Consider the following 17,254-nt stretch of genomic DNA (forward strand, 5'->3'; position numbering starts at 1 on the left):
CTGAAAAGGATGTGGAAATCATGAAAGGAGGGAAGACGCCATGAAAAAGAAACTATGGTGTGTGCTGTGTATCATGATATGCATGATGATGATAGCGGCATGTGGACAAAAAAAGAATCCGGAGAAGAAAAAATCGGAAAAAGCAGAGCAGGAAGAAACAGAATTTAAAGACAGAGAAAGTCTTAAATTAAGTTTATTTACAGTGTATTATCCGAAGGCATGGAACTACGATAAAGAGAATATGAAGAAAGATGAAGAATATTCTTACGTTAGATTTTTTGATGGAGATACAGTAGATGGATCCGAGAATGTCATTTCTATAGAAGCGACCAAGGAGGATTCATATACATATCGAAAGAGTTTAATTGCCTTTGGAGTGGATTTAGAGGCATATGCTGAAGGAAAAATGGACACTGTAACAATAGGAAATGCAGAATATACAGCAATGCCGGAAAGTAATTCCATAGAAAAAACGTATATGTATCGTTATGAACAGTCTGGCACATCCTATGATATCAGAGTAAGAGGACAGGAAATAGATGATTCTGACAAAGAATTGTTAGAAGGAATTGTGCTGAAATTAGAGGATGAAGGAAATAAAGGCGCACCATGGCCATGGGAGGGAGAGCCTGTTGAACCTGTATTGGCAGAGCAGATGGTAGGTTCTTATACAATCGTTCCGAAATATATCCCATTTAAAGAAGCACAGGGAGTTATGCAGATTATGGATCATCAGTTTGTAAAACAGGGCAATCAAGTGTTCCATTTGCTGGAGAACAAACTGGATACTTATGAATATTCAGAAAGTGGACTTGAATTCGTATCTTCGATGGAATTAGACGATGATTTTGAATATTTGTCTGGGGACAGCAGTGGAATGTTATATCTTTCGCCTGGAATTGGAGATGTAATTGGCGTAAAAGATGGGAAAAAGGCACTTCAGACAACAGTAGACGGAGATCTGAATATGCATCCATCCGGAGAATGGGGAATCAGTTTCTGGGTGAACAGTGATACTCAGAAGATTGCGAATCAAGGCGGTAACCTGACGGCAGAACCGTGGATACTGACCGGATTAAATAAAGATGAAGAACGCAAGGGACTGTTTTCTATGATAGATGACGTACAGATCACGAATAGTCATATTATGGTTGCCGGCTCCATGGCTGTGGAAGATGAAGGCACAAAAATTGTTGTCTATGATTATGATGGCAATCAGCTTTTGAAATTAGGTGGAGAAGATATCAGTTCTCCGGACAAGCTCGGTTCCATTACAGGCATGGCGGAAACAGAAAATGGTTTTGTGGCTGCAGATGGAAATATGCGTGAAATACAATTTTGGGCAAAAGATGGAACGCACGTAGGTGCAATTTCTACAGAGGACATATTTGGTGTCAGTTATCCATGGCTGGAAGATATGCAGCTTTTAGATGACGGCTCTCTGTTAATTATGCTGACACAGGAACGAGACGACGGATCAGCAAATGAATTGATGTTTTTCAGATTGACAGGATTTTAATTGAAAAAATAAAAATCGCTTGCCGGCAGAAATTTATCTGCCGGCAAGCGATTTTTCTGTTTCCTGTTTCCAATATAAAGGTAGAATTTTATCACATCAGTGAATCAATTTTCATATTTATCGTATACAGATATATACAACATAAATGGCATAGAGGATCAACATCAGGATCCCCTCCTTTTTATCGAGTGATTTTTTGGTCTATGCCATAACTGGTCCTATGTCAAGAAAAAGTACAAATTAAATGTAACCAATTTCCCATTTTTTGTAATTGTTAACTCGCTAAGTTTGTTACGTCCGTTTCCAAGTTTTTCAGATATTGTTCCTCATATTCATTTGGAGACAAATATCCACAATGACTATGAATACAGACTGTATTATAGAATGTTTCAATATATCTGGACTGTTTTGCTTTTTCAATTACGACAGTAGTGTTTGTACTCCTTCCGCATATCGGTATGGGGATAGTTGCAGTGCTTGAGGTCGTGAAATGTGGATTACAGGATTTTATCCTGGGATGATGGTGGAAAACTTTTGAGTATGCTATACATAGAAAGGTAAAAATAGATGATGGAAGAATTATATTTGTCGAATCCTGAAACAGAAGCGTCTGAAGCAAGAAAACTTGCAGTGTTGATCAAGGGATATTTGCAGTCGATGAAGTCAAATATTCGAGAAATCATTCGCTATATTGATGACACGACACTTGAAAAATCAAATGATAAAAAGAAAGATAAACAGGAATCTACGAGTACCATATCAGAGGAAGTGCAGGAATTTGTGAATCTGACAATTACAGAGCATATGGGGAAAGCATATTCAGAATGGAAGTTAAATCAGGATAAAGAGCCGGTAAGTGAGATTGATAAGAAATACCAGGAATTACTGGAAACGTTATCACCAGAACAGGAAGAAGTGATTACGGAATACTGTAATGCAATTTTTAGCAGTGGAGCAGAAACAGAAGAGTTTTTCTACCGACTGGGATTAAAAAATGGACTGAACCTGAAAAATGCGGTAAAATCTGTATTAGAAATGATATCATGAAATCGGAATTTGTGGAGAGATTTCCTGAACTTTCCTTATTTTTCAAGGCTTACAGCCTCTTAGATAGTGAAATGATATGTATTTTCCCTTATTTTTGCCCTTATGCGGAATCCGCAAGGGAAATAAGGGAAATTTTTAGTTAAGCATTGCTCACTACTTTATCAAGAAGTCTTGCGGAATCCCGCTTTGCTTTTCTTGTTGAGTGAGCGTAAATATTCATTGTGGTACTGACATCAGAGTGTCCTAACAGTTCCTGTACATCTTTCGGTGCAGCCCCATTGGAAAGCAGATTGCTGGTGTAGGTGTGACGTAACTGGTGGAAATGGAAATCTTCAAATCCTTCCAGTTTTTTTGACACTGATCTGCATACAATGCTGAGTGTACTCGGCAGTTCCAAAGAGCCATCCGGTCTTAAGCAGACAAAGGAGATTTCTTTGTAATCTGCCGGGACTTCCTGTGTTCCGGCAAGATGATAGTATTCATAATAGACTCTGTTTTTCACATGAACTTCTTTGTAGTAATTGCGGTGATATAATTCGCCATACTGCATCCGGTTTTTGAGTTGTTCCTTTCTGGCAGCTTTTAATATTTCAGTCAGAGTATCGCCAAAATCAACAATCCTTACTTTCTTCCGTTTCGTTGGTCCGATAATGTTTTTGTGTTTTATGCCGTCGTAGCGGATACTGCGTTTTATGGTCAGGCATTGTTCCTCAAGGTTAATGTCCTGCCATGTAAGACCACAGGTTTCTCCGATACGGAGCCCGGCATAATACGCAATCTGAATCGGCAGAATGGCAGGTGGGTTTTTCTTTTCCAGATACTTGATAAGTCGCTCGTAATCCTCGTGTGAAATCGGCTGTGTGCCTTCTTCCACTTCATCATCGGAAAAGAGGTCAACTTCCTCTGCCTGTCGTTTCAGTTTGATATATTGCATCGGATTGAAACTGATTAGTTGTTTTGGAAATACTGCAAAACGGAATGACTGCTGTAACACTGCGGAAAAAGAATGTATATAATCTTTGCTGTATCCCTTTCTTACTTTCCCGTCTGGAAACTCACCACCGAATGTAAGCAGATCAAGAAATGCCTGTAAATGTTCGGCAGTAACTGTTTTCAGTTTGCGGTCTGCAATCGGGTGTTTTTTGATACAGCGGATTGCACCAAGATAATTTTCCACTGTGCCGTTGCTGAGTGTCCCGGTTTTCAGTTCTTCTTCCGCCCACATATCCAGAAGCTCTCCTACCGTAAGGCTGTCTGCCTTTGCGACAAACTTCTTATTTTCGTAATCTTCCAGTGCTTTGCGGAGAAGTTTTTCCGTCTCACTTTTACTTTCGGTTCCAGCATATTCTTTCTGAACCATTTTACCGCTTGCATCTTCTACATAGAAGCGATAGTACCATTTTTTTCCTTTTTTTCTAACAGATCCTTTTGCCATAATCGTATGTCTCCTTTCGATATCAGACAATCGGAACTGTTGAAATGCTTCTTGCGTGTAAGTATATCACAACTCCGGTTGTCTTACTATACCGATTCAGAATCCTCATACATAACTTCGGATAAAAGATTGGCAAGTCTTTGTTCTGCTGTTTCCGGTTTCTTAGAATAGAGTCTTATCACATCTGCCATATCGTTAAATGCGTTGACAGTATGTGTGATCTCCCTGAGAAACATGATCTCGTTATATTCATCTTTCGATTCAAAGCCCATTACTTTGGCAATGTCCGCATCTTTGGTACTGCCCTTGTAATTTTTACAGGCGAACTGAAACGAATCCAGAAACAGTTCATATTGCTTTAACATTAACAGCAGTAAGTCTTTGGAAAATGCGTCTTCTGTTTTATTGAGGTCGAGCGGTAACTGTTTGAGAATATCACTCATCGCATCACGAATCAGTAATTCTTTCTTATCCGTAATATCAGTTTCATATTCATCGGTTTCCCCTTTGAGCCATTCAATCGATACATGAAGTGCTTCCGAAAGACCTTCCAGTACCATCTTTTTGGTATTGTCAATCGAACCATTCTCATAACGCAGGATTGTGGAAGCGGTAACTCCCATCTTCTCTGCGACATAAGGCTGTGTCAGATTTAATTCGAGACGGCGCTGTTTTGCCCTGCTGCCGATCAGCTTGCGTAGTTCTTTATCTTTCATGCTGATGTGCCTCCTTTTTCGGTATGTCATTACTATACCACGCAACAAAATATATTGCAATATGCAATTTAAGAAAAAGAAACATAATTTCATAATGCTTGACAAAGCAATATAAACACGCTATACTGACAGCACAAATGAAATTGCATAATGCAACTAAAGAGGAGGTGGTCATATGACACAAAGAAAGATTGCCTTATCTATTGAGGAAGCTGCTGATTATACGGGAATCGGCAGGAACACCCTGAGAAAACTGGTGGAGTGGAAGAAACTTCCGGTATTAAAGGTCGGGAGGAAAGTGCTGATCAAAACGGATATGCTGGAACTTTTTATGGAAGCCAACGAGGGCAGGGACTTGAGGGATAAGGGAAATGTGAAAGCAGTCACAAGAAACGGTTCAACTTAAAAAAGCGGTTCCCGAAGAAACCGCCAAAGGTTCTATCAGACCGGAGTCATGATATACCTACACGCAAACAGATTATACCATGTACTTCGTCTGACAGACAACAGGAAACTTATGTTTGGAAGAAAAAGAAAGGACGATGATATTTATGGCAAGATCAACAAAGAGTTATGAGGAGCGTATGCTCCAGTTGGAAAAGAAAGAACAGGAAAGCCTTGAGAAAGCAAAACAGTATGCAACACAGAAACGGGAACTGAAGAAACGTCAGAAAGATGTGGAAACCAAAAAGCGGACACACAGGCTCTGCCAGATTGGCGGTGCGGTGGAATCAGTGCTGGGTTCTGCGATTGAGGAAGAAGATATCCCGAAGCTGATCGGCTTCTTAAAAAGGCAGGAAGCAAACGGAAAGTTTTTCTCAAAGGCAATGCAGAAAGAGCCAGTTGCAAATACGGAGGAAGTGTAATGCCGGAGGGAGTGGGTTTTCCATTCCCTTCATTGCTTTTTCATGAAGGGCGCACTTATGGACAACCAGAGGTCGTCCGTATAAGTTTGCCACAGGTGGCAACCGGTCTGCGCTTACGCTTGCCGGGCTCGTTCCGTCGGCGGGGCTTTCAGCCAGACCTGCTCATGCCGCAGGAGGCACTCTTCGCCAGAGGGGCACATTCCATGCAGGCTGTTATGCACAGGGCACTCTTACGCAGAGGGTGCTCCGGCAGATACCATTTTCTTTTAGGAAAAACGTTACCTGCCGGAAATCAAAGCCGGATACGGCAGAATGGGGGAAACGGAGCATGGCGATTTTTCATTATACAGTAAAGATTGTTGGACGCAGCAAAGGAAAATCCATCATATCGGCGTCTGCTTATCTCAATGGCGATGTGATGAAAAATGAAGAAACAGGCAGGATCAGCTACTATACTTCAAAAAAAGAAGTCGTTTATACCAGCCTGCTGATGTGTGAAAATGCACCACAGGAATGGCAGAATGTACCTGCTGAAAATATCAGACGGTTCCAGAAATCTGTCCGATATAAAAGGGCAGATAACCAAAATGCTGCACTGGAAAAATTCAAACTTACTTTTCAGAAGCAGCGTTTATGGAATGAAGTCTTGAGGATAGAAAAAAGTTCAGATGCACAACTCGGCAGGTCATTTGAGTTCTCACTTCCGAAAGAATGGAGCCGACAGGAACAGATTGATTATACAACTGAATATATTCAAAAGACCTTTGTAGATAAGGGAATGTGTGCGGATTGGAGTATCCACGATAAAGGAGATGGTAATCCCCATGTGCATTTACTGGTGACGATGCGACCATTCAATTCAGACCACTCATGGGGTAACAAAGAAATCAAGGATTGGGAGTTTGTCAGAGATGAAAATGGAAATATTGTGGTGGATGAATCCCATCCGGACTGGTGGCAGGATAAAAAGAACCCTGACCGTCATGGAATCCGAATCCCCGTACTTGATGAAAATGGAGTCCAGAAAGTCGGGACAAGGAACCGCAAACAGTGGAAACGTGTATTAACCGATGCTACCGGGTGGAACAATCCGAAAAATTGTGAGCTATGGCGGAGCGAATGGGCAAACGTCTGTAATGCACATTTGAAAACGGAAAATCACATTGACCACCGTTCTTATGCAAGGCAGGGAAAATTAGAGATACCGACGATCCATGAGGGCGCAGATGCCAGAAAAATTGACGAGAAATTTCAAAACGGACAGACATCCTCTACTTCATGGAAAGTAGAGGAAAACCAGATCATAAAAAGACAAAATGCACTGCTGGATAAAATACAGATTTCTTTTGGAAAAGTATCCAGTGCATTAACACAATGGAAGGAGCGATTGCGTGACATTAGAAGAAAGCCGGGAAGTCATTCCCATGATGGAGACAATGATAAACCAGATCGAGGAACAGCAGAATCTTATGGCAGAGATGGTACAGGAATTGCAGGAACGGGACAGGCAGCTCCTGTCTTTTCAGGAGCAGAACCAGAGTTTAAAAAGCTTAAACAGCGAATTATCCAGGCTGCTAAATCTTTTGCCAGATACAGAAGAACTGCTCTCACAGATCGAGCAACAGAAAACCAGAATCGAACAGTTGGAAAACGAGAATCAGCAATGGCAGGAATTAACGCAGAAGCTGAACAACGAGAACAGCTTATTGCAGAAACAGAACAGCGAATTGCTGACCTTAAACAGCAGATAGAGAAAGCGAGGGAGATCGATGAGCGAATGCAGAAACTTAGAGAACGTCGGGCAGGTGGAAGAACTTCTGCTGATGACCGAACAGATGCAGGACGAACTGGATCAGAAAGACCAGACAATCCAGGAACTAAACAGGCAGCTAAGCGAATCGCTGACCTTGAACGAGAAATTGAACAGCGAAAACAGAGCCGAGAATATCGAAGCATTGCGGACAAGATTAAGGCAAACAGAGGAACGATTGACCAGCGAGACAGACAGCAGGAAAAGAGCCGACGCAGAAGCCGTGGCATGGAAATTTAAGTATGAAAAAGCAGAGCAGGAAAAACTTTATGCACAGACACACCAAAAGACGGTAGAGGTAGCTGTTGAGAAAAAAGTGCCTTATGAGAAATGTGAAAAATGTGACCGTACTGCTTACCGGAAAGCAAAAGAAAAATGCGATAGCCGTAAAAGCCAGTTAGAAAAGAAATATAAAAATATGACGATTGGTTATGAAAGTATCTTGTTTCTACTGGCATGGTACAGCATAACAACAACACTGTTTACTGCGATTCTTTCGCCGGTTTTCCTTAACGACTGTATCGTCTTTTTCGGTGCGTTAGGAAAAGGAATGGGAAGTTTATTTCGGGAGTTTGTGACAGGTGCAGACTCTTTCGGACAGTTAAGCAGTGGAATACCTAACAGTATTCTTTCCGGGATTGTGTACTGGCTGATTGCCGGTACTGTCATGGCAATTTTATTCGTAATAACCGGGTGGCTGATAATCGGGATTGGTTATCAGGTAGGAAAAATCTACCGGAAATATTGTTGGGATATCATCAGTATCGTGGTAGCGATAACGAGTACAGCTGTTGTAATTTACTTTGGAGAATGGATTAAAAACGCTAATCCGATAAATCTTATTGTATTGCTATTACTGTCGCATATTATTTATATTGGAATCAGATGTTATGTGAAAGACTGGATGGAAGAACGAGGATATTATTAAAAGAGGACAGGGAAATTTCATAATCTTCCTGTCCTTAGTAAGGGACTATTGATTGTTTATATAAAGAAAAAGTATATAAATAAATCTTGACAATTAGTACGAATTCGGACTATAATATAAAAGTCTGGATTCGTACTAATTTAAGGAGGAAAAAGATGAGAAAAGATAATAATATGATAATACAGTTGCAACGATATTATGCTTTATGGAAAGAATGTACAGCAATGTATGAGGAATGGTCAAAGGATCAGGGACTGTCTTCAAATGGAGTTTTTGCTTTGCATTCATTTTATGAAAGTAATGGAAGATGCACGCAGAAAATGATAAGTGAAAAATGGAATATACCTAAGCAAACGGTAAATACGATACTAAAAGATTTTCAGAAAAAAGGATACATCAATATGGTATCTGATGATTCAGACAAGAGAAATAAGCTGATATGCCTCACAGAATCAGGAATGGAATATACGAAAGATATCATAGAAAAACTGCACTCAAAAGAAATATATGTAATCGAAAAAATGGGATTAGAGAATATAGAAAGTCTTAATGATAATACAGAGCTGTTTATCAGACTTTTCAAGGAAGGAGATTGTAAGAAAAATGAATCATAAATCATTATTTTTTAAATATGTTATTCCATCTATTATAGCATTTGCATTATCAGGAATATATGCGATAGTGGATGGATATTTTGTAGGCAATACCATAGGAGATGCTGGACTTTCGGCTATTAATATTGCATATCCGATTGAGGCTTTGATTCAGGCTCTTGGAACAGGAATTGGTATGGGAGGAGCTGTTTATTACTCAATTAATGCAGCAGAAAAGAAAGGAAAACGGGCAGAAGAATTTATTGCTACAAGCTGGTGGCTTCTTGTAATAGTAAGTGTTATCAGTACCATAATTATTTACTCCTTTTCGTCTAAAATTTTAGGATTGCTTGGAGCAGATGGAATTATATTAACAAATGCGACAGATTATATCAAAATTATAGCACTTGGAGCAATATTGCAGATTCTTGGAACTGGAATGATGCCATTCATTAGAAATTATGGAAACTCTTTCTGGTCAATGTTTGCGATGGTTGGTGGATTCATAACCAATATTGTTCTGGATTTTATCTTTGTATGGATATATGAAATGGGCATGAAAGGTGCAGCCACAGCTACAATAGCCGGACAGGGTGTGACTGCAGCAATTGCAATCATATACGCATTATATAATAAAAAGTTTTATGTGTATGTATCCTTAAAAAATGTAAAAGAAATGTGTGGCGCTATATTCAGAGTAGGTCTTGCACCATTTGGGCTAGCATTGACTCCTAATATTTCATTGGTGTTTATAAACCGATTCTCCGCTTCTTATGGGGGAGAAAAAGCTATTGCAACTTATGCATGTGTATCCTATATTATCTGTATCATATATCTCATATTGCAGGGCGTAGGTGATGGAAGTCAACCTTTAATGAGCCGTTTTTATGGTGAGAAGGATCAAGAAAGCCTGAGAGGAGTTCAGAGAATGGCATACATTTTTGCAATAATTCTTGCTGTTTGTGGTGGAATTATCATGTATGTAAACAGAGCAAATATTGGAGGGGTTTTCGGAGCTTCTTATGAAGTAAGTATTGAGATTTCTAAAATTGTACCTATATTTTTAGTGTCATTACCATTTGTTGCGATTACCAGAATAGCGACAGCTGGATTTTATGCTACTGAAAAAAGTGGATTGTCATACATTCTTACATTCATTGAACCAGTATTGATGCTGATATTTATGCTTGTTTTACCACCTTTATTTGGTGGACAGATTATGATATGGTGGAGTACGGTATTGGCACGTGTTTTTTCAGCGATTCTGGCATTCATACTAATAAAATATTGCGAAAAGGGAGATTTGCAATATGGAATACAGAAAATTTAACAATCAGATAGTAGCAAGAATAATCTAGGTTTATCTATTGTATTTTTAAGGACAGCCTCATAGCAATAGGGCTGTCCTTTTAAAATTATGAAGCTAATTTTTAATAAATTCTAGTAGATTTTGATTGGAATAATCATAACTCTAATGAATCTTCAGCATCTACCCACATCTGTAAATTCCCATCAAGATATAACCTTGCATATTCTAATGGCTCATCGATTGCAAGCGATGTCAAAGCACAATCAGATCCAGGTGTGGTTCTTAAATTTTTTTCTGCTTCCCAACAATCAATACGGAGTATATAGCCCGTATTAGTATATACATCAATGCTGTTGCACTGTGGATTGTATTCTGCAAATATTGTTCTCATCGTATCCCATCTCCTTATCATTTAATCAATCAGTAGTAGCAAAAATTAAGAAGCATTTCAATCAGTTCACCATGTCACTTTTATTTTGTGTTATACTGTCTTATAGATTTTTCTTGCCCTTGTATTTGCCCTTATCAGAGTGCATAAACACTGATGGGACGATATAACACAAGGGAAATAATAAGGGAAAGCTCACCTGCGACAAATCCAGTGTTTTCAAGGGGTTGCGAAGAATTTAATAATAAAATATAACAGTTATTAAATTTCTTAAAACAGGTGAAATCTCAATCGGAATTTATCAGAAAATGAGGAATAGTTGAAATGGAGGCGCTATAATAGCATGAAGATTGAAGGGAACCAGAAAGAACTGGATGCAATGGTAGAATTTCATAAGGGAAACCGTGTCGAGGGGCTGAGACTGCAAGAAGAATTTGCAGCGGAATTTCGTAAGGAGTATAAAGACAAAGATCACTGTCCTTGCCTGAAAGCCTGTCGTTATCATGGAAACTGTAAGGAATGTGTAGCAATCCACAGAGCGCATCAGGAACATGTTCCTAATTGTATGCGACCATTGATTAATAAAAAATTGAAATTGATGTCAGAATTAACAGAGCATACCTTGGCAAATGAAATAGAAGCTCCACATGAGATTTTAAGAAAATAGGCAAGTCAAATTCAAGTTTGTAACGAAGGTATTTGCGATGAAAGGAATTAAGATTGAGTTATTGGGGATTGCAATAATACCTTTAGGAATTGCTGTGACAACAAATAATTTTTGGGGATATGTCCTAGGTGTTTTTGGATTTGGCGTCGCTGTAGTTGGCTGTTTTCTAAAAGATAATCACTGATAATTTTTTGTTTGAAAAATTGAGAAAACGTAATATTGAACAAAAAGAAATGCACAGTTCTTAGCTTATCGTGAACTGTGCATTTTTGTAAATAAATACTTTTAATTAGCCGATTACGGCATCCTCTGCTGTAAAATGTTCCAGAGAATTTTCTTTTACCTGAATGCAGATATAAGTAATTCCAGAAATATCGGATGCAAAAAACTGACGCTTTGCAGTAGGTGCGATTTTTAGCCAGTCTCCAGTTGAAAGGCTAATTTCTTCTCCGTCAATTATGGCTTTGCCGTTACCTGAAAGAATTCCATAGATTTCTTCATTTTCTTTATGAGAATGAACAAATGGGACATTTGCTCCTGCAGGTAGTTCGTTTAAACTGATTTCTGCACCTGTTAAAGACAACTTTTCATGCAGCTCAATTCGGTTTTCCTTTCCAATAGTTGTTTTTGTGTAATTTGCCATAATAACCTCCATAGTTAATTTGTAGTTTCTGGTTGCTTGGTATTAGTATAGTGTGAGACACATACAAAAACAAGTACGCACCTTTTTGTAACTGTACACTCAAAAATGAATGTGTTACAATAGACTCGGAGGTGAGAATTATGCGAGCAAAAGAAGAATTACCGGAATGCCCAGTTGCAACAGCAGTATCTCTTATCGGAGGAAAATGGAAACTGCTGATTTTGCGTAACTTGAAAGAGCGTCCATGGAGATTCAATGAGCTACAACGAAGTATAGATGGTATTTCACAAAAGGTTTTGACAGATAGTTTAAGACAAATGATGAGTGATGGGCTGGCATATCGCCACGATTACCATGAGCAGCCACCGAGAGTTGAATACGGCTTAACGGAACTCGGAACAAAAATGCTTCCAATTGTTAATTCACTTGCTGACTTTGGTAACTACTATAAATCAATTATTGAACAGAATTAAGTACGTTAGTATTTGAAAAGCTTGAACAATTCAAGTTTGGAGAATTAAAAAAAACGGAATTTACCTATTAAGACATATAAACTGTTGACAATAAAGCTCCTATATAGTATGTTTTTAATAAACTACTATATAGGAGCTTTTGTATGGAAATGAATGGAGGATTTCTTGTCACCAAAATAAAACAGCTTGGAGACCGGATTTTCGAGAAGATTCTCAGTGAAAAGAATATTGATGCGTTTAATGGAGCCCAGGGACGTATTCTTTATGTGCTGTGGCAGGAGGATGGTATCTCAATCAGGTCACTCTCGACTAAATGCGGATTAGCGATAACATCTCTTACTACGATGCTGGAAAGAATGGAAAATCAAGGGCTGATAAGCCGGGTTCAGTCTGAAACGGACAAAAGGAAAACACTCCTGTTTCTGACTGAGAAAGCACATGCCTTAAAGGGCGAGTACGATTCTGTATCTGATGAGATGGGCAGTATTTACTACAAAGGTTTTTCAAAGGAAGAAATTACCCGGTTTGAGGAATGCCTCGACCGCATCAGAAAGAATCTTGAGGAGTGGCAGAAGTCATGAGTAGTGGTATCAAAGATCAGATTCAGAACATGAATATTGTCATTGGCTGCACAGTGGGGTGTGCATATTGCTATGCCCGCAACAACGTGAAACGCTGGCATATGATTGATGACTTCGCTGACCCTGAATTCTTTCCGGGTAAGCTCAAGATGATGGAAAAGAAACGTCCGCAGAACTTTCTTCTTACCGGCATGAGCGATCTCTCCGGATGGAAGCCGGAATGGAGAGACGCGGTATTTGCAAAGATCCTAATAAAGTGTTAGAGGTACAGAAATCATGGCAGAAGTAATAAATGGTATCCTCATTCGTGAGGTGGAAACAAAGAACATCATGACTAAGTCTAGTCTGCCGGTAGGCGGTTACTCGGTCAATCCCTATGTGGGCTGTACACATGCCTGCAAGTATTGCTATGCTTCTTTTATGAAGCGCTTTACCGGGCACAAGGAGGAATGGGGCACTTTCCTTGATGTGAAGCATTGGCCGGAAATTAAAAATCCGAAGAAATATGCCGGACAGCGGGTGGTCATCGGTTCTGTGACAGATGGCTACAATCCACAGGAGGAGCAATTCGGGAATACCAGAAAACTTCTGGAGCAGCTGATCGGCAGTGACGCAGATATTCTGATCTGCACAAAGTCGGATCTTGTGGTACGGGATATTGATCTGCTGAAGAAGCTTGGACGTGTAACCGTTTCATGGTCGATCAACACATTAGATGAAAATTTCAAGAACGATATGGACTCTGCTTCGAGCATTGAGCGCCGTATCGCTGCTATGAAGCAGGTATATAAAGCAGGTATCCGTACAGTCTGTTTCGTATCCCCGGTATTCCCCGGTATCACGGATTTTGAAGCAATCTTTGAGCGGGTAAAGGATCAGTGCGATCTGTTCTGGCTCGAAAATCTCAATCTTCGAGGCGGTTTCAAAAAGACAATTATGGATTATATCGCCGGAAAATATCCTGATCTTGTACCACTTTACGACGAGATCTATAACAAGCATAACCGCAGCTACTTTGAAGCACTTGAAGTAAAAGCTGAGAAAATGGCTAAGAAGTATGATTGTGCCTTTGTGGATAATGAAATGCCTTATGGCAGAGTCCCGCAGGGGCATCCGGTGATCGTAGATTATTTCTATCATGAGGAAATCCGTGGGACAGAGAATACCGGAAAAAGAAATCGCTAACTTCAAGTTTGTATATTTCATCAAAAGTTGCATATTTAAATAAACAAGGGGAGATGATAAAATGAAAGCTCATGAATATTGGTTCAGTCACTATGGTGTCAGGAGAAATCCTGGCATCTTTTTTATGTCTTTTTGCACTTCAAAAAATAATTTCAAAAAACTTCTAAAATCATGTCCGATTTTGTCTCTCCCAATACAGAGTATATGCAGCTTTTTCTTTTCGTTCTTCGGCGAGTTTTTCTTTGAGATTTTCTTCACGCTTATCGTCGAATACAACGGCTGCATTATTCAAAAATTCTTTCTTCCATACTGATTTTAGTATATCAGATTCATTATAATCCGTCCGAAAAAGTGTCTAAATTTATGAGACCATTATAGGAGAGTAAAGATAAAAAAAGGTGGTTTATTAGTCTGTTAATCGGTATAATAATGATTACAGGGATTATTTTGGATATTTGTAATATGAGCGTGACATGGATGTGTATGGTTCAGCTATGATCAGTCGGTTCCGAATGCATTATATATGACTGTGTATGCATCAAAGTGGCAGACGAAAAAAGGAACACAGCTAATGATATACAATACTATTATGATGTGAAAAACGAAAAAGTACTCATGATTTTTGATGGTACGGTTGATGGCGAAGATAATCCAGAGCTTATTGAAAAAATACTTGTCATGCATGGAAAGTAACAGCAAAAACAATAGGAAGATCTGGATGATGCAGCAGTGTACAGAATTTGTGTGGATATACGCATGAAATTTTAGGAGGAACAATGAAAAGTAAAAAGATTGGGATGCAGGCACTAAAAATTGCGATAGGAAGCAGTCTGGCGATTTACATAGCCAATCTGTTTGGACTGAAGTATTCACTGGCGGCAGGGAGTGTTGCACTTCTTACGATGGTGACTACAAAGTGGAAAACTGTTAAATTATCGCTAGCGAGGGTTGTAACATTTATAATTTCAGTACTTATGGCGCTTATTATATTCTCGGCAGTAGAATCAGAATGGATGGCATATGGTATTTATGTTTTTTTTGTGGTTATTATCGCAGAGATGATCGGATGGGGAGCGACGATTTCTGTAAATGCACTGATCGGAATGCATTTTCTGGAAGTCAGAGATTTTGAAGTTGATTTTATTGCAAATGAATTTATGCTGGTATTGATCGGAATTACGATGGCACTGGTCCTGAACTTGTTTTATGATTATGGAAGTCAGCGCAAGGCGTTGGTCGAAAATATGCGATATACGGAAGAACGTCTGCAGATGATACTTGGAGAGATCTCGGCATATCTGGCGAATAAGGAAATGCAGAGAAATGTATGGGATGATATCTGTGCGTTGGAAAAAGAGGTTCAGGGCTTTATCCAGGATGCCTATGAATATCAGGATAATACGTTTCAGTCACATCCGGGATACTATATCGATTATTTTGAAATGCGTATGAAGCAGTGCAACGTGATCCATAACTTACATTATGAGATGAAGAAAATCAGACATATGCCAGATGAGGCAATGATCATTTCGAGTTATGTGTTTGATATGCTGGTATGTGTGAAGGAACATACAGTTCCATCAGCTCAGTTGGATGAACTACATGAACTTTTTGCGATTATCAGGAACAATTCACTTCCAAAGACCAGAGAGGAATTTGAGAGCCGTGCGATGCTGTACCATATCCTGATGGATCTGGAAGAATTCCTTGTATTCAAAAGAAGGTTTGTGGATGGGCTGGATGATAAAAAGCGAAAATTATACTGGGATAATTAAGCTCTCATTTGTCAAAAAGAATGTGTTATGGCACATTCTTTTTGACACTTTCAGATCATCAAATTCCGGATAATAAAAAATCAGGAACCGGATGGGATACGGATAATAAGTTTTTCACCGTCTTTTGTAACAGAAGTAAGAACCGGGATATGCTTTTTGCGAAGCTGATGCACGACCGGGTAAAGAGAAAACATATCTCCATCGACATAGACAGCTTCCGGTTTCGTTTTCAGCAGATCTTTTACCAGATCTTTGATATATTTTTTCCACTCTGTTTTTTCCATTTCTACCTCAGCATAAATTCCATTGATATCTAAAGCAGGGAGATCAGGCAGAGGTTTGTGGATAATTTTTACATGCGTGAGTTCTGGCAGCTTCATTAAAAGTGTGTTTGTAGAAGTGTCGGAACTGAGATTTACAAGGGTAATCTCGTCAGTAAAGGTATCCAGACTGATCTGACATGCTTTTCGTGCATCTTCTAAAGTAGCTGTAGTCATTAAAAAGCCGCCCTTGTGACAGAAAGAAGCACTCGAAAGACCGGTTTCTTTCTGGAGTTCTTCATTTTCCAGACCGAGCCATTCAGATGGAAAACTGCATTTATAATTCAGGGAATATTCTTTTTTCTGAGGCTGGATACAGTAACCACCGCGGTTGGATGGAAAAATAACGAAAGCGATATCTGTTTCGGAAAGACGTTTCTGGCATGGAATGAATTCAGGAAGGACCAGAATACGGGAATCAGCTTCAGGATTTTGTGTTTCGAGAATTTCTTCGATCCGCTTGTCAGCACGTTCATTTCCAAGGTAACGGGCAAATTTATTGTTAAGGATCATTCCGGCAACACTGACTGCACGGAAGAAGGCTTCATCGGTTCCGCCATCTTCGTCCCAGGAAGGATTGAAGCTTCCAATCAGTGAAGCCAGTTCATTTTTTTCACCGGTATTATCATTATTATCCAGTGGCTGGACAAAAGCTTCGTCAAACTTAGCAGCAAGCTCTTCCCCCAGGATTTCGGTACCAAGTTCTTCCCAGAGAAGGCCGAATGCCGCGTAAGGGATGCCATTTTCACGGATGCGGCTGTCTTTCTGGTGATGGTCATATCTGCCGCGCCCAATGTCGAATATGATGCCGTCAAAGTCTTCGGGTACTTTATTGCCGCGAAGGATTGTAATTTCCGGATTTAAATATAATAACAATGCAGAGGAAAATACATCATCTGCGTGGAATTTTCCACTATGTGTAAATGCGGAAGCATCTTTTAGGTGGATCTTTTTTAATAATTCATTCATCTTAATCTCTCCAAATAAAAATAGTTTTGC

Annotated in this window: 21 protein-coding genes and 1 pseudogene; 16 read left to right on the plus strand and 6 right to left on the minus strand. The window is 39.4% G+C overall.

The genetic code is table 11. From position 1 onward, the window contains the following. Positions 1-40 precede the first annotated feature (40 nt). Together PG418_RS08470 and PG418_RS08475 are read left to right on the plus strand one after the other, a co-directional pair. Positions 41-1,519, plus strand: a complete 1,479-nt coding sequence (locus tag PG418_RS08470) for a hypothetical protein (RefSeq protein WP_498837285.1) — start codon at positions 41-43, stop codon at positions 1,517-1,519. Positions 1,520-2,086: 567 nt separating this feature from the next. Further along, positions 2,087-2,566: a hypothetical protein gene (locus tag PG418_RS08475; protein WP_498837286.1), complete on the plus strand. Its 480-nt coding sequence runs from the start codon at positions 2,087-2,089 to the stop codon at positions 2,564-2,566. A gap of 139 nt (positions 2,567-2,705) precedes the next feature. Here the strand turns inward: PG418_RS08475 and PG418_RS08480 are convergent, their stop codons facing one another. Both PG418_RS08480 and PG418_RS08485 read right to left on the minus strand, forming a co-directional pair. Next, the gene (locus PG418_RS08480) at positions 2,706-4,001 is read right to left on the minus strand and encodes a tyrosine-type recombinase/integrase (RefSeq protein WP_108817231.1); all 1,296 of its coding nucleotides are present in this window, start codon (positions 3,999-4,001) and stop codon (positions 2,706-2,708) included. Between the two features lie 86 nt (positions 4,002-4,087). Continuing rightward, positions 4,088-4,717 carry a helix-turn-helix domain-containing protein gene (locus PG418_RS08485; RefSeq protein ID WP_108817232.1) on the minus strand — a complete coding sequence of 210 codons (630 nt, stop codon included), beginning with the start codon at positions 4,715-4,717 and terminating at the stop codon, positions 4,088-4,090. Between the two features lie 175 nt (positions 4,718-4,892). Between PG418_RS08485 and PG418_RS08490 the strand changes: the two genes are divergently transcribed. The 6 genes from PG418_RS08490 to PG418_RS08515 all read left to right on the plus strand — a co-directional run bounded on the left by PG418_RS08490 (position 4,893) and on the right by PG418_RS08515 (position 10,244). Further along, positions 4,893-5,123 carry a helix-turn-helix domain-containing protein gene (locus tag PG418_RS08490; protein WP_002578307.1) on the plus strand — a complete coding sequence of 77 codons (231 nt, stop codon included), beginning with the start codon at positions 4,893-4,895 and terminating at the stop codon, positions 5,121-5,123. A gap of 145 nt (positions 5,124-5,268) precedes the next feature. Further along, positions 5,269-5,583, plus strand: coding sequence for a relaxasome subunit MobC (locus PG418_RS08495; RefSeq protein WP_108817247.1), 315 nt, complete (start codon positions 5,269-5,271; stop codon positions 5,581-5,583). Between the two features lie 328 nt (positions 5,584-5,911). Further along, the gene (locus PG418_RS08500) at positions 5,912-7,633 is read left to right on the plus strand and encodes a MobA/MobL family protein (protein WP_117535163.1); all 1,722 of its coding nucleotides are present in this window, start codon (positions 5,912-5,914) and stop codon (positions 7,631-7,633) included. Beyond that, positions 7,572-8,321 (plus strand): DUF6040 family protein, encoded by a 750-nt coding sequence (locus PG418_RS08505; protein ID WP_009243742.1) that lies wholly within the window; start codon positions 7,572-7,574, stop codon positions 8,319-8,321. Before PG418_RS08500 ends, PG418_RS08505 begins: the two co-directional genes overlap by 62 nt. Before the next feature lie 155 nt (positions 8,322-8,476). Further along, entirely contained in the window at positions 8,477-8,935 is a 459-nt protein-coding gene (locus PG418_RS08510) for a MarR family transcriptional regulator (RefSeq protein ID WP_009243743.1), read from the plus strand. Beyond that, entirely contained in the window at positions 8,925-10,244 is a 1,320-nt protein-coding gene (locus tag PG418_RS08515) for an MATE family efflux transporter (RefSeq protein WP_002595210.1), read from the plus strand. The genes PG418_RS08510 and PG418_RS08515 overlap by 11 nt, the downstream gene beginning before the upstream one ends. A gap of 133 nt (positions 10,245-10,377) precedes the next feature. On the opposite strand, the gene PG418_RS08520 is transcribed toward PG418_RS08515, so the two are convergent. Beyond that, the gene (locus PG418_RS08520) at positions 10,378-10,614 is read right to left on the minus strand and encodes a DUF6061 family protein (protein WP_002578301.1); all 237 of its coding nucleotides are present in this window, start codon (positions 10,612-10,614) and stop codon (positions 10,378-10,380) included. Between the two features lie 340 nt (positions 10,615-10,954). Here PG418_RS08520 and PG418_RS08525 point away from each other — a divergent pair, with 340 nt between their 5' ends. Next, positions 10,955-11,278: a hypothetical protein gene (locus PG418_RS08525; protein WP_004613237.1), complete on the plus strand. Its 324-nt coding sequence runs from the start codon at positions 10,955-10,957 to the stop codon at positions 11,276-11,278. A gap of 37 nt (positions 11,279-11,315) precedes the next feature. Next, on the plus strand, positions 11,316-11,462 hold the full coding sequence (locus tag PG418_RS08530) for a hypothetical protein (RefSeq protein WP_498837287.1): 147 nt from the start codon (positions 11,316-11,318) through the stop codon (positions 11,460-11,462). Positions 11,463-11,567: 105 nt separating this feature from the next. On the opposite strand, the gene PG418_RS08535 is transcribed toward PG418_RS08530, so the two are convergent. Then, complete coding sequence (locus tag PG418_RS08535) at positions 11,568-11,921, minus strand: cupin domain-containing protein (protein WP_020993869.1); 354 nt, start codon at positions 11,919-11,921, stop codon at positions 11,568-11,570. Positions 11,922-12,061: 140 nt separating this feature from the next. Here PG418_RS08535 and PG418_RS08540 point away from each other — a divergent pair, with 140 nt between their 5' ends. The 4 genes and pseudogenes from PG418_RS08540 (at position 12,062) to PG418_RS08555 (ending at position 14,160) form a co-directional block, all read left to right on the plus strand. After that, a complete protein-coding gene (locus PG418_RS08540) occupies positions 12,062-12,394 on the plus strand; it encodes a winged helix-turn-helix transcriptional regulator (protein WP_008373705.1) in 333 nt (110 codons plus the stop codon). A 143-nt stretch (positions 12,395-12,537) separates the two neighbouring features. Continuing rightward, positions 12,538-12,975 (plus strand): radical SAM mobile pair system MarR family transcriptional regulator, encoded by a 438-nt coding sequence (locus PG418_RS08545; RefSeq protein ID WP_055156121.1) that lies wholly within the window; start codon positions 12,538-12,540, stop codon positions 12,973-12,975. Then, positions 12,972-13,223: pseudogene (locus tag PG418_RS08550) on the plus strand (radical SAM mobile pair protein A); the annotation flags it as partial. The gene PG418_RS08545 and the pseudogene PG418_RS08550, both read left to right, overlap by 4 nt. Before the next feature lie 28 nt (positions 13,224-13,251). After that, positions 13,252-14,160, plus strand: coding sequence for a radical SAM mobile pair protein B (locus PG418_RS08555; protein ID WP_173690796.1), 909 nt, complete (start codon positions 13,252-13,254; stop codon positions 14,158-14,160). Positions 14,161-14,329: 169 nt separating this feature from the next. On the opposite strand, the gene PG418_RS08560 is transcribed toward PG418_RS08555, so the two are convergent. Further along, positions 14,330-14,452, minus strand: a complete 123-nt coding sequence (locus PG418_RS08560) for a hypothetical protein (protein ID WP_256170940.1) — start codon at positions 14,450-14,452, stop codon at positions 14,330-14,332. Between the two features lie 251 nt (positions 14,453-14,703). On the opposite strand from PG418_RS08560, the gene PG418_RS08565 reads away from it, so the two are divergent. Further along, complete coding sequence (locus PG418_RS08565) at positions 14,704-14,853, plus strand: hypothetical protein (protein ID WP_498837288.1); 150 nt, start codon at positions 14,704-14,706, stop codon at positions 14,851-14,853. A gap of 83 nt (positions 14,854-14,936) precedes the next feature. Then, complete coding sequence (locus PG418_RS08570; RefSeq protein WP_498837289.1) at positions 14,937-15,935, plus strand: aromatic acid exporter family protein; 999 nt, start codon at positions 14,937-14,939, stop codon at positions 15,933-15,935. A gap of 80 nt (positions 15,936-16,015) precedes the next feature. Here PG418_RS08570 and PG418_RS08575 read toward each other — a convergent pair whose 3' ends face one another. Next, complete coding sequence (locus PG418_RS08575; RefSeq protein WP_498837290.1) at positions 16,016-17,224, minus strand: MYG1 family protein; 1,209 nt, start codon at positions 17,222-17,224, stop codon at positions 16,016-16,018. Between the last annotated feature and the right edge of the window lie 30 nt (positions 17,225-17,254).

It is taken from the genome of Bariatricus sp. TF06-38A, from assembly GCF_027690675.1.
In the GTDB taxonomy this organism is placed as follows: domain Bacteria; phylum Bacillota; class Clostridia; order Lachnospirales; family Lachnospiraceae; genus Allocoprococcus; species Allocoprococcus comes.